Origin of the sequence: Photobacterium sp. GJ3 (assembly GCF_018199995.1) — a bacterium.
Lineage (GTDB): Bacteria > Pseudomonadota > Gammaproteobacteria > Enterobacterales > Vibrionaceae > Photobacterium.
This window is the reverse complement of the sequence record NZ_CP073578.1, coordinates 2,025,175-2,037,172: the sequence shown is the minus strand read 5'-3', so window position 1 is coordinate 2,037,172 and position 11,998 is coordinate 2,025,175. Positions and strand designations below refer to the sequence as shown.

Here is an 11,998-nt window from a genome sequence, read left to right as displayed (position 1 = left end):
TCAAGGAATGATAACTGACTTTTTTATCAACCCCATGCGGTAGGATACCCATGGTTGTTTATCTACTGAAGATTATTTAAATGACTGAATCTTTTGCTCAACTCTTTGAAGAGTCTCTGAAAGAAATCGAAACACGCCCTGGTGCGATCGTTAAAGGTACTGTAGTTGCAATTGAGAACGGTTTCGTTCTGGTTGACGCTGGCCTGAAATCTGAATCCGCTATTCCTGCTGAGCAGTTCAAAAACGCTGCTGGCGAGCTGGAAATCGAAGTTGGCGGTGAAGTTGACGTAGCTCTGGACGCGATCGAAGACGGTTTCGGTGAAACTCAACTTTCTCGTGAGAAAGCGAAACGTCACGAAGCTTGGATCCAGCTGGAAAAAGCTTACGAAGATGCTGAAACCGTTATGGGTATCATCAACGGTAAAGTGAAAGGTGGCTTCACTGTTGAGCTGAACGGCATCCGCGCGTTCCTGCCAGGTTCTCTGGTTGACGTTCGTCCAGTACGTGACACTGCTCACCTGGAAGGCAAAGAGCTAGAGTTCAAAGTTATCAAGCTGGACCAGAAGCGCAACAACGTTGTTGTTTCTCGTCGTGCTGTTATCGAATCTGAAAACAGCGTTGAGCGTGATGAGCTGCTGGCTTCTCTGCAAGAAGGCATGGAAGTGAAAGGTATCGTTAAGAACCTGACCGACTACGGTGCATTCGTAGATCTGGGCGGTGTTGACGGCCTGCTGCACATCACTGACATGGCTTGGAAGCGCGTGAAGCATCCATCAGAAATCGTTAATGTTGGTGACGAAATCAACGTTAAAGTTCTGAAGTTCGACCGTGAGCGTACTCGCGTATCTCTGGGTCTGAAGCAACTGGGTGAAGATCCATGGGTTGCAATCGCTAAGCGTTACCCAGAAGGCACTAAGCTGTCTGGCCGCGTCACGAACCTGACTGACTACGGCTGCTTCGTTGAAATCGAAGAAGGCGTTGAAGGTCTGGTACACGTGTCTGAAATGGACTGGACCAACAAGAACATCCACCCATCTAAAGTGGTTAACGTGGGTGACGAAGTTGAAGTTATGGTTCTGGACATCGACGAAGAGCGTCGTCGCATCAGCCTGGGTCTGAAGCAATGTAAAGCTAACCCTTGGCAGCAGTTCGCTGAAGCACAAGCGAAAGGCGACCGTGTAACTGGTAAGATCAAGTCTATCACTGACTTCGGTATCTTCATCGGTCTGGACGGCGGTATCGACGGTCTGGTTCACCTGTCTGACATTTCTTGGAATGTTGCAGGCGAAGACGCAGTTCGTGACTTCAAGAAAGGCGACGAAATCTCTGCAGTTGTTCTGGCTGTTGACGCTGAGCGTGAGCGCATCTCTCTGGGTATCAAGCAGATCGAAGAAGATCCGTTCAACAGCTTTGTAGCTCTGAACAAGAAAGGTTCTCTGGTAAACGGTAAAGTTGTTGCCGTTGACGCGAAAGGCGCAACCATTGAACTGGCTGAAGGCGTAGAAGGTTACCTGCGTGCTTCTGAAGCTTCTCGTGACCGCGTAGAAGACGCAACGCTGATCCTGTCTGAAGGTGACGCAGTTGAAGCGAAGTTCACCGGTGTTGACCGTAAGAACCGCGTGATCAACCTGTCTGTACGTGCGAAAGACGAAGACGAAGAGCAAGAAGCAATGGCTAGCCTGAACCAGCAGGACGAATCTGCATTCGGTAATGCTATGGCTGACGCTTTCAAAGCAGCTAAAGGCGAATAATTTGCCCCAAGGGGGAAGTATTTTCCCCCTTAACGGTTATACTACTGAGAAACATACTAAAAAAACGGGGTGATTATGACAAAGTCTGAATTGATCGAAAGGCTGTGCAGCCAACAAACTCATCTTTCTGCGAAACAAGTAGAAGATGCGATCAAGGAAATCCTTGAGCATATGGCCACAACCCTAGCTGAAGGGGACCGCATTGAGATCCGTGGCTTTGGTAGTTTCTCTCTGCATTACCGTGCGCCGCGCGTTGGCCGTAATCCGAAAACCGGCGATAAAGTGGAATTGGACGGCAAGTACGTTCCTCACTTTAAGCCGGGCAAAGAATTACGTGATCGCGTGAATTCACTGAATGCAGGTTAATCGTTAGTTGCACAAGAAAACGGCATGCTCTGAGTATGCCGTTTTTTTATGCCTGTTGATCATGGTCTGATGAGTCGTTTTACTGCATAATCTATTCATCAAGTTTTTGATCTAGTGAGAGGATTCACGATGAAAATAGTAGGCATTCTTATCTTGATAGTGTGTTTTTTGATCACACTGGCATTAGGTGCTCAGAATCAGGTAATGGTTGACTTCGATTTTCTGATTGCGAAGGGACAATTTCAGCTTTCAACGCTTTTAGGGGTGACCTTCGGGACAGGTTTTGCCATTGGGTGGCTGGTTTGTGGTTCGATGTACCTGAAAGCGCGTCTTTCGAAAAAAAGCTTAACGAAACGCATCGCCAAGCAGGAAAAAGAATTAGAGCAGCTGCGTTCTGCAGAGACCGCCAAGGAATAATTATTTCATGCTAGAGCTGTTGTTTCTGTTGCTGCCAATTGCCGCTGCTTACGGCTGGTATATGGGGAACAGAAGCGCGAGTAACAAGCGGCAGGAAAAATCGCACCATATGTCACGCCAATATGTGACCGGTCTGAACCTGCTGCTGTCCGATCAGTCTGATAAAGCTGTCGATCTGTTTATTGAGTTATTACAGGTCGATAGTGAAACGATAGATACACACCTTGCCCTGGGGAACTTGTTCCGAAGCCGGGGCGAAGTTGATCGTGCGATTCGCATTCACCAGAACTTAATTGCCCGACCGAACCTGACCATTGACCAGCGGAATCTGGCTTTACAGCAGCTTGCAAAAGACTACATGGTTGCAGGTTTCTTCGACCGGGCAGAAAAAATTTTTGAGCAGTTGCTGGATGAGCCGGATCACCGTGAAGGCGCACTTCAGCAATTGTTAACGATTTATCAGCAGACACGCGAGTGGGATCGGGCCATCGACATGGCAACGCAACTCGTCAAAATGGGTAAGCATAAGCTGCGTCATGATATCGCTCACTTCTGGTGTGAGCAGGCCATGCTGGAATTAAGCGCGCAGAACCCGGAGAAAGCCAAACAGTTCCTGAAAAAAGCATTGTCAGCCGATAAACACTGTGTCCGGGCTTCGATCAGCATGGCACGGGTGCTGATGGCCGAAAAAAATTATAAATCTGCGGCACAACAGTTGGAGCGGGTGGCAGAGCAGGATGTGGATTACATCAGTGAAACCTTGCCCATGTTGCTGGAGTGCTATGAAGCAACGCAGAATGAAGCCGGTTGGGTGAAGTATCTCCGTCATTGTGTCGACAGCCATGCAGGGGCAACTGCCGAACTGATGCTGGCTGATGAGATCGCCCGCCATGAAGGCGCTGTGATGGCGCAAACCTTTATGACCCGTCAGTTGGTCAAGAATCCAACCATGAAAGGCTTTTATCAACTGATGGATTATCATCTGGATGAAGCTGAAGAGGGTCGGGCGAAAGAAAGCTTGTCGACCTTGCGTGGCTTGGTAGGGGAGCAACTGAAGATGAAGCCTCATTACCGCTGCGGTAAATGTGGTTTTGAAAGCCACTCTTTATACTGGCAATGCCCATCCTGTAAAGGCTGGGGGCAGTAAAACCCATTCGCGGACTGGATGGGGAATAAAAATGAATTGTTGAAGCATTCTCAAAGGGCTGATCACCGCGGGTGATGGCCCTTTCTTTTGAATGTAATCTGAGTAAGTGAAGTCTAGGAGAGAGCATGTTAGACCCAAAAGTGATTGTGGCATTGGATTATCCGACGCAGGATGAAGCGCTGGCGTTTGTGGATCGCATTGAGCCGGGTAGTTGCCGCCTGAAAGTAGGCAAAGAAATGTTTACGCTGTTTGGGCCAGATTTTGTTCGAAACCTGCACGACAAAGGTCATTCTGTCTTTCTGGATTTGAAATTTCACGATATCCCGAATACTTGTTCGCGTGCAGTGCGAGCCGCAGCTGAGCTGGGTGTCTGGATGGTGAATGTACATGCCAGTGGTGGAGAGCGTATGATGACTGCTTCCCGTGAAATTCTGGAACCATACGGGAAAGATCGCCCATTACTGATTGGCGTCACCGTGCTGACCAGTATGGAAGCCCAGGATTTGGCTGGTGTCGGGATTACCCGTGAACCTCAGGCGCATGTGCTGAGCCTGGCAACGCTGACGAAAAACAGCGGGCTGGATGGTGTGGTCTGTTCAGCGCAGGAAGCAACGCTGCTGAAATCAAATCTGGGTGCTGACTTCAAGCTGGTGACACCGGGAATCCGCCCGGCTGGCAGTGCCGCGGGCGACCAGCGCCGTGTGATGACGCCAGTTGATGCAGTCAAAGCGGGATCTGACTATCTGGTCATCGGTCGCCCGATCACCCAAGCTGATGATCCGGCGGCAGTTCTGGCTGACATCAATCGCACCCTTCAGGCTTAATCTTCTCTTTTTTATATTGCTCCCGCTCTGCCGGGGGCAATATTTCTGATATCCTCCCCGGTCCTTTCTTACGCGCTTCATTTCTCTGCGCGCAGTGGGAGGATGGTTCTGGCTGCAATGGCGTTAGATGTGGATTTTCGCCGTGCGGCTGCTGATCCGTGTACTGCGATCGTGCGACGGTGCCGTGAAATGGCTGTCGATGAGCTTTTGCGTCAGCGGATGTCGAGGTGACTGAAAGATATCCACCGTTGCGCCTTGCTCAACCACTTCTCCTTGTTGCATCACCATGAGCTGATCGCTGAAATGTTTAATCACGCCCATGTGCTGAGACACATAGATATACGACAGGCCCATCTCCTGCTGCAAATCGAGCAGCAGGTTAATGATTTGCGACCGAACCGACATGTCCAATCCGTTCAGGGCTTCATCGGCCACAATAATACAAGGTTGCAGGATCAGTGCTCTGGCCAGGGAAACCCGCTGTTTCTGGCCGGTTGCCAGCATTTGCGGGTAGAAATACGCATGTTCTGGCAGCAGACCAACACGCAACAGCGTTGCTTTAATCCGATTTTCCCGCTCTTGTGGGGTCATATTGGTGTTTCGCTTCAGCGGTCCTTCCAGGATCTGACCAATCTGAATTCTCGGATTCAGTGAAGTATTGGGATCCTGAAAGATCATCCGGATCAGTTTGCAACGTGTCCGGTAGTCTTCATAGGCCAACGGTTCATCATTGACCCGGATCACGCCCCCGGAGGGCTCAACAACGCCCGCCAGCATTTTCGCCAGTGTGGATTTACCGGAACCATTTTCACCAATCAGGGCCAGCGTCTGCCCAACTTCCAGTTTGAAAGACACAGGCTTTACCGCTTCGGTGCTGCGGCGTCGGAACAAACCGGAGCGATGATGGTATTCCTTTCTCAGGTTGTCGACTTCCAGAAGGGCGCTCATGATTTCGGCTCCGGCATATTTAAAGGAAAGTGGCAGCTGTACTTATGGTTTTTCACTTTTTTGCGTTTCGGGACTTCGACACATTTCCGCTGCGCATGCGGGCAACGCGGGCCGAGACGACAGCCAATCGGCAAATGCTGCAGGGGCGGAATGGAGCCGGGCAGGGTTGTCAGTTTACTTTTGTGCGGAATATCCTGACTGAAATCCGGCATCGCCTGCAATAACGCCACGGTGTAAGGATGATGTGGCGTGGTCAGGAGCTGTTTGCGGCTGCCCGACTCAACAGCTTGTCCGCAATACATCACGGTGATCCGGTCTGCCCATTGCGTGACTGTGGTCAGATCATGGCTGACCAGCAGGATCGTGGTGTTATTCAGCTGATTCATCCGGCTCAGCAAACGGAAAATTTGCGCCTGTGTGATCGGATCCAGATCGTTGGTGGGTTCATCCGCAATCAAGAGTCGTGGCCGGTTGGCGATAGCCATCGCGATCATAATCTTCTGACACTCACCATCCGTCAGTTCATAGGGATAACTGTGCATCACGCGCTGATGATCTTTAATCCCGACTTTGTGAAGCAGCGCAATCGCCTGTTTCTGGCGCCAGTGGAAACGTTGCCAGAAGCTGCCACTGAATGAACTGCGGGGAATGGCTTCCTCAAGCTGCTGCCCAACCTGCTCTGAAGGATCCAGGCAAGAAGAGGGCTCCTGAAAGATCATCGCAATCTCGCGACCCACCACTTTCCGACGTTCACGGGGAGACAGAGACTGTAAGTCAATATCACCCAGACGCAGCCGGTCGGCACTGACACGCCAGTTATCTTTGGTCACCCCGGCAATGGCTTTGGCCACCAGACTTTTACCCGAGCCGGATTCTCCGACCAGCCCGCGGATTTCACCTTCGTTCAGAGTCAGGCTCATGCGTTCTACCGCTTTAACCATGCCCTGCGGGGTTTCGATTTCGATGGTGAGATTTCGGATATCGAGCAATGGCATCAGTCTACTCCTGCATTGATTGCTTGTCGGAGTCCTTCTCCTACTAAGTTTACCACCAAGATACTGAAGGTGATGGCGAGTCCGGGTAGGGTGACTGTCCAGGGAGCCAGATAAATCAGTTCAATCGAATCACCCAGCATTGCCCCCCATTCCGGGGACGGTGATTGAGCGCCCAAGCCGAGAAAACCAAGTGCTGCGATATCAATCATGGCGATGGAAATGGCCCGGGTCAACTCACTGATCACCACAGGCTGGATATTGGGTAAAATCGAGTGGTACAGCAGGTAGAAACTGTTGGCACCATCAAGTCTTGCCGCAGTGACATACTCTTTTTCCATTTCATCATGTACGGCAGAGTAGATCGCTCGAATAAACCTTGGGATCAATGCAAGCCAGATGGCCAGCAGGATACTGGTCATCCCGGTGCCCATATAAGCAATGATAATGATGGCCAGCAGCAGGGAAGGAATCGACAAAACTGTGTCCAGCACATGATTCAGGAAGCTGGATTTCAGGCCACGGGTCATGCCCGCCAGAATGCCAATCACAATCCCGAGGATGGCAGACGCAAACGCAACCAGTAAAGCCGTCCCAAAGGTCAGCTGGCTGCCCAGCAGAATACGGGTAAATAAGTCCCGCCCCAGATCGTCGGTGCCGAAGAAAAATTCAACGTGTCCGCTGGCATCCCAAGAGGGGGGCATCAGAAATTCGCCCACCTGCTCACTGGGCCCGTAAGAGACCAGTAATGGCGCAAAAAGGGTGATGAGCAGCAGAAAACCCAGACACCAGAGTCCGAAAACTGCCAGCGAGTTAGCCTGATAGTTTTGCCACGCCCGTTCCCATTGTGTCGGAATTTTATGTTCCTGGTAGATGTTATTTGATGGCATACCATTCCTTCCGGGCCAGTGGATTGACCAAGGCACCCGCCAGATCAGACAGAATATTGGCCAGCAAAATAAATCCACCCACAGTGATCACGCCAGCCTGAATGGCGACATAATTCTGGGTGGCAATGGCATCGAGCAGCCACCGTCCGATACCCGGCCAGTTGAAAATTGACTCGGTGAGCATGGCAAAGGTCATCATGGTTGAAAATTGCATCCCCAGTTTTGGAATAATGGGCGGAATCGCATTTTTCATGACGTGACGCATGATGATTTCACCCATTGACAGTCCCTTGGTCTGCGCGACTTTGATGAAGTTCTGTTGCATGACATCGGCCACTGAAGCCCGGGTCAGCCGGATTACTTCGGTTGTCGGCGCAATGGCCAGTACCAGTGTCGGCAGGATCAGGTGGCGGACCACATCCAGCATGGCTGCGGAACGGTAGGATTTTTCAGACAAGAAGACATCAAACAACGCGAAGCCGGTGACGGGTTCAATCTGATACAGCAAGTTGTAGCGACCGGAAACCGGCAACCAGCCTAACTGGATAGAAAACAGCATGATCAACAACATCGCCAGCCAGAACAAGGGCAGGGAATAGCCGACCAGGGTCAGAGAAGAAATGCAGGTATCTATCCAGCGTCCGCGCTTCACACCGGCTAGGGTGCCTAACGGAATCCCCAGCAGCAGGGAGAGAATAAAAGCAAAGAAACACAGCTCCAATGTGGCCGGGAAGACGGTCAGGATTTCCCCTAAGATGGGTTTTCCAGCTTCATTGAGGCCCAGGTTTCCAACCATCAGGTTTTCCAGATAGAGCAGCCAGCCCGACCAGAAATCATGCAGGTTCCAGTAACTGGAAGGCTCGATACGCAAAATGCTGTAACCGATCATCGTCAGGATGAACAGGGTGATCAGAAACAGGTTCAGACGGCGAATGGTGTAGATGAACATCAGTTATTCGCTCCGATACACATTAGAGAACGAGCGGGTGCCAAAAGGACTCAGGTGGAGGCCCTGTAAGGATTGATGGTGAATCTGATAGTGAACCCCATGGGCCAGCGGGATCACCGGGACTTCATCCTGCAAAATTTCCTGCGCGTACTGATAATAATCCAGACGCTGCTCCAGTTGGGTCGTGCGAGAAGCCAGTTCCAGCAGGTTATCAAATTGCAGATTACACCAGTTGGCAACGTTCAATCCGGCCTGTTTGGCGCTGCACGAGAGCAGCGGGCGCAGGAAATTATCCGGATCGCCATTGTCGGCCACCCAGCCAGTCAGCGTCAGATCAATGCTTTGTTGTGCTTTTGAGCCCGGTCGTAAGGGCCTGTCTTGCAACAGCAAAGTGACTTCAATACCAACCGCGCGCAGATCAGCCTGTATCAGCTCTGCTGTTTTACGCGGACTGGGATTGTAAGGCCGTGGCTCCATGGGCACCGCCAGAATCAGGTGCAGATTACGGTCATAACCTGCTTCTTTCAGGAACTGCTGTGCTTTGACCGGATCGTATCTGACATCGGGCAGGTTTTTATCATGTGCCCAAGACATCGGGGGCAGCAAGGTTTTGGCTTTGGTGCCCGTACCGTAGTAAACGGAATTCAGCAAATTCTCGCGGTTGATCGCCAGATTGATTGCCTGACGCACGCGTCCGTCCTGCAAGGCCGGAATACTGTTATTGATGGCGAGAAAAGCTACGTTCATGGCATTTTGCGCGATCAGATCAAATTCAGGATCGTTCTTGATCACCGGAAGCTGGCTGGCAACCGGAGAAGAAAGCACATCACATTCGTGATTCAGCAACTTGGCCAGTGTTCCTGTCCCGCGGGATGAGATGTCGAACACAACCTGGCCCATAAAGGGGGCCCCACGCCAGTAATAGGAGTGGCGTTTCAGGCGAATCAGATCATGGGGCTGGTATTCATCCATATAAAATGGACCGGTCCCGACCGGCCGGGTATCAATCTGATCCGGATGACCTTGCCGTAACAGCTGATCTGCGTATTCAGCCGAGTGAATGGCAGCATAAGAGCTGGCAATGGTCGAAAGGAAAGCGTTGTCTGGCCGGGTCAGGATAAATTTGATGTGATGCGCATCAATGATTTTAATGCGTTCAATCAAACGATGGAATGACTGGCTTTCAAACCACGGGTAATGACCACCGGAAACGGCGTGATACGGATGTTTGGGGTCAATGACCCGCTGAAAGCTGAACAGCACATCCTCAGCATTGAACCGTCGGGTCGGAGAAAAGTCTGGCGTACGCTGAAACCGGACATCCTGCCGCAGCGTGAACGTATATTCCAGGCCATCTTCACTGACGGTCCAGCTGCTGGCAAGCGCAGGTTGCGGCAGATGGCTGATCGGATCCAGTTGCAGCAGCCGATCAAAGATCTGGGCTGCCAGACTGTCGGCCGTATGACCACCATCCGTCAATTGAGGATTAAAGGTCCAGGGGGTGTCCTGGCCACAATAAATAAACCCCCACTGGCGAATGGTATTTTCTTGCTGGGGATCAGAGCAGGCCGTCAAACCCAGCAATCCAGCACAGGCAAGCAGCAATCGGAAACAGGCGTTCATAACAACGCTCTTATCTATCAGGTGTTGAGGAAAAACAAGGGGCTAAATTTATCACTTTCTGCGCGAACCACCAAGGTATCTCCTTCATTAACCAGCGCGATGCTATTAAATGACGCAGTTTGTTATTCATGGCTGTCATTTTCCTGAGGACTGCCCACCATATCATGCTTGCGCAGTAAGCCTCTGAGTTGATGGTAGCTTAATCCAAGCAGTTGTGCGGCTTTTCGCTGATTATACTTCGATTGCACCAGTGCCTGATTGATCAGACTAACTTCCTGTGATGCCTGATAATTTCGCAGATCGATTGGAAGCTTCGGGGCGGATTCAAGCGCAGGATCCGCATCTTGGGCCGTCCCGTTGGGTTGGCTGGCCCAAGGGGGAGTGAATGGATCGAGGATAATTGATTCAATGGGTAAATCCTCGTGATTGTGACGAAAGACAGAACGTTCCACCGTGTTCTTCAGTTCACGGACATTTCCGGGCCAATAATGGGTGGTGAGCGCTTTTCTTGCTGCGGGACTGAACCCTGAAAAATAGCCAAATCCCATCTCACGGCACATCCGGACAGCATAGTATTCTGCCAGCGGCAGGATATCTTCCTGACGCTCTCGCAGCGGTGGTAAATGGATAATGTCGAAGGCCAGCCGATCTAATAAATCTGCCCGGAAACTGCCTTCATTTGCCAGCGCCGGGAGATCGGCATTGGTGGCACAGATCAGCCGGACATTGGCCTGACAGGTTTTCGTACCGCCAACCCGTTCATATTCACCATATTCGATCACGCGTAATAACTTTTCCTGCACGCCCAGCGGTGATGTTGCGAGCTCATCGAGAAACAGCGTACCGCCTTCGGCTCTCTCGAACCGGCCCATATGGCGGCCTTTCGCGCCGGTAAAAGAACCGGCCTCGTGGCCGAACAATTCAGAGTCAATGACCCCTTCACTCAGGGCTGCACAATTGAGGGAAACCAAAGGCTGATCCCAGCGTCTGGACAAATAGTGAATCCGCTGGGCAATCAGTTCCTTACCTGTCCCGCGCTCACCCAGAATCAGAATAGGGCGTTCGAGCGGAGCCAGCCGCGAGGCATGATCTAAAGCGGCGAGAAAGGCTTCTGATTCACCGATCAGGTTGTCCGTTTTTTGCATAGGGAGAGCTCCGCGTGATTCAACAGAAAAAGTGTTGGTCAATTTCGCCAACTCTTGGCATAAACATTTATAAGATAGCAGCAGGCAGAAGCAGATGTAAAGCTAACTTACTGATATCGAATGAATAATAAAGTTGGCACGCCTTTTGTAATATAGGGCTATCACACATGAGTCCGCTGGTTTTCCGGCGACATCTGAATCACAACGTCAGTCAGCCGAGCGTCGGTATGACGACGATGAAGGAGAGACAATTATGGGTATTTTTTCTCGCTTTGCGGATATTGTAAACGCCAACGTGAATTCATTGCTGGATAAAGCAGAAGATCCGCAAAAAATGATCCGCCTGATTATTCAGGAGATGGAAGACACGCTGGTTGAGGTCCGGACCTCTTCCGCCAAAGCCATGGCGGACAAGAAGGAATTACAGCGTCGGATCAACAGCCTGCAATCACAATCTGAAGACTGGCAGCAAAAAGCGACGCTGGCACTGCAGAAAAACCGTGAAGACCTGGCCCGTGCTGCGCTGATTGAAAAACAAAAGCTCAGTGATGTGGTTCTGACGCTGCAGGAAGAGTATAAGCTGGTGGAAGAAACCATTGAAAAGCTGGCCAAGGAAGTTGCTGAACTGGAGCGCAAGCTGCAGGAAACCCGCGCGCGTCAGCAAGCGCTGGTGATGCGTCATCAGGCTGCGGATAATCGTCGTGAAGTTCGTCGTCAGCTGGATACCGGCAAAGTCGACGAAGCATTATCCAAGTTCGAGCAATACGAGCGCCGTATTGACGAAATGGAGGCAGAAGCCGACAGCTATAATTTAGGTCGCGGTAAGAGTCTGGATCAGGAATTTGCGGATTTGCAGGCACAAGACGCAATCGAACAGGAACTGGCACGTCTGAAAGCAGGCATGAAAGACAAAGAATAATAGTGAAGGCCTTGAGAGGAGAGATTG

Annotated in this window: 11 protein-coding genes and 1 pseudogene; 6 read left to right on the top strand and 6 right to left on the bottom strand. The window is 51.1% G+C overall.

Features of this window, described 5'->3' with window-relative positions:
* Window positions 1-80 precede the first annotated feature (80 nt).
* The 5 genes and pseudogenes from rpsA (at window position 81) to pyrF (ending at window position 4,505) form a co-directional block, all read left to right on the top strand.
* A complete protein-coding gene (gene rpsA, locus KDD30_RS09120) occupies window positions 81-1,751 on the top strand; it encodes a 30S ribosomal protein S1 (RefSeq protein WP_211645578.1) in 1,671 nt (556 codons plus the stop codon).
* Between the two features lie 75 nt (window positions 1,752-1,826).
* On the top strand, window positions 1,827-2,117 hold the full coding sequence (gene ihfB / locus KDD30_RS09115) for an integration host factor subunit beta (RefSeq protein WP_211645577.1): 291 nt from the start codon (window positions 1,827-1,829) through the stop codon (window positions 2,115-2,117).
* 129 nt (window positions 2,118-2,246) lie between these two features.
* Window positions 2,247-2,534, top strand: coding sequence for a LapA family protein (locus KDD30_RS09110; RefSeq protein ID WP_211645576.1), 288 nt, complete (start codon window positions 2,247-2,249; stop codon window positions 2,532-2,534).
* Window positions 2,535-2,541: 7 nt separating this feature from the next.
* A pseudogene (lapB, locus tag KDD30_RS09105) lies at window positions 2,542-3,710 on the top strand (lipopolysaccharide assembly protein LapB).
* Between the two features lie 96 nt (window positions 3,711-3,806).
* A complete protein-coding gene (pyrF, locus tag KDD30_RS09100; protein WP_211645575.1) occupies window positions 3,807-4,505 on the top strand; it encodes an orotidine-5'-phosphate decarboxylase in 699 nt (232 codons plus the stop codon).
* A 123-nt stretch (window positions 4,506-4,628) separates the two neighbouring features.
* Here the strand turns inward: pyrF and KDD30_RS09095 are convergent, their stop codons facing one another.
* From KDD30_RS09095 to pspF, 6 genes are all read right to left on the bottom strand, one after another.
* Window positions 4,629-5,453, bottom strand: coding sequence for an ATP-binding cassette domain-containing protein (locus tag KDD30_RS09095; protein WP_211645574.1), 825 nt, complete (start codon window positions 5,451-5,453; stop codon window positions 4,629-4,631).
* A complete protein-coding gene (locus tag KDD30_RS09090) occupies window positions 5,450-6,448 on the bottom strand; it encodes an oligopeptide/dipeptide ABC transporter ATP-binding protein (protein WP_211645573.1) in 999 nt (332 codons plus the stop codon). The genes KDD30_RS09095 and KDD30_RS09090 overlap by 4 nt, the downstream gene beginning before the upstream one ends.
* Entirely contained in the window at window positions 6,448-7,335 is an 888-nt protein-coding gene (gene sapC / locus KDD30_RS09085; protein ID WP_211645572.1) for a putrescine export ABC transporter permease SapC, read from the bottom strand. Before sapC ends, KDD30_RS09090 begins: the two co-directional genes overlap by 1 nt.
* On the bottom strand, window positions 7,322-8,284 hold the full coding sequence (locus tag KDD30_RS09080; RefSeq protein ID WP_211645571.1) for an ABC transporter permease subunit: 963 nt from the start codon (window positions 8,282-8,284) through the stop codon (window positions 7,322-7,324). The genes sapC and KDD30_RS09080 overlap by 14 nt, the downstream gene beginning before the upstream one ends.
* Window positions 8,285-8,287: 3 nt before the next feature.
* Window positions 8,288-9,907 carry an ABC transporter substrate-binding protein SapA gene (gene sapA, locus KDD30_RS09075; protein ID WP_211645570.1) on the bottom strand — a complete coding sequence of 540 codons (1,620 nt, stop codon included), beginning with the start codon at window positions 9,905-9,907 and terminating at the stop codon, window positions 8,288-8,290.
* Window positions 9,908-10,029: 122 nt separating this feature from the next.
* Window positions 10,030-11,052 carry a phage shock protein operon transcriptional activator gene (gene pspF / locus KDD30_RS09070; RefSeq protein ID WP_211645569.1) on the bottom strand — a complete coding sequence of 341 codons (1,023 nt, stop codon included), beginning with the start codon at window positions 11,050-11,052 and terminating at the stop codon, window positions 10,030-10,032.
* A 253-nt stretch (window positions 11,053-11,305) separates the two neighbouring features.
* Between pspF and pspA the strand changes: the two genes are divergently transcribed.
* Entirely contained in the window at window positions 11,306-11,971 is a 666-nt protein-coding gene (gene pspA / locus KDD30_RS09065; RefSeq protein ID WP_211645568.1) for a phage shock protein PspA, read from the top strand.
* Window positions 11,972-11,998: the final 27 nt, after the last annotated feature.

Excerpts from the sequence above, each read along its gene's own strand:
- rpsA (WP_211645578.1), top strand. The coding sequence starts at position 81 with ATGACTGAATCTTTTGCTCAACTCTTTGAAGAGTCTCTGAAAGAAATC.
- pyrF (WP_211645575.1), top strand. The coding sequence starts at position 3,807 with ATGTTAGACCCAAAAGTGATTGTGGCATTGGATTATCCGACGCAGGAT.
- KDD30_RS09095 (WP_211645574.1), bottom strand. The coding sequence starts at position 5,453 with ATGAGCGCCCTTCTGGAAGTCGACAACCTGAGAAAGGAATACCATCAT.
- sapC (WP_211645572.1), bottom strand. The coding sequence starts at position 7,335 with ATGCCATCAAATAACATCTACCAGGAACATAAAATTCCGACACAATGG.
- pspA (WP_211645568.1), top strand. The coding sequence starts at position 11,306 with ATGGGTATTTTTTCTCGCTTTGCGGATATTGTAAACGCCAACGTGAAT.
- KDD30_RS09080 (WP_211645571.1), bottom strand. The coding sequence starts at position 8,284 with ATGTTCATCTACACCATTCGCCGTCTGAACCTGTTTCTGATCACCCTG.
- sapA (WP_211645570.1), bottom strand. The coding sequence starts at position 9,907 with ATGAACGCCTGTTTCCGATTGCTGCTTGCCTGTGCTGGATTGCTGGGT.
- pspF (WP_211645569.1), bottom strand. The coding sequence starts at position 11,052 with ATGCAAAAAACGGACAACCTGATCGGTGAATCAGAAGCCTTTCTCGCC.
- KDD30_RS09110 (WP_211645576.1), top strand. The coding sequence starts at position 2,247 with ATGAAAATAGTAGGCATTCTTATCTTGATAGTGTGTTTTTTGATCACA.
- ihfB (WP_211645577.1), top strand. The coding sequence starts at position 1,827 with ATGACAAAGTCTGAATTGATCGAAAGGCTGTGCAGCCAACAAACTCAT.
- KDD30_RS09090 (WP_211645573.1), bottom strand. The coding sequence starts at position 6,448 with ATGCCATTGCTCGATATCCGAAATCTCACCATCGAAATCGAAACCCCG.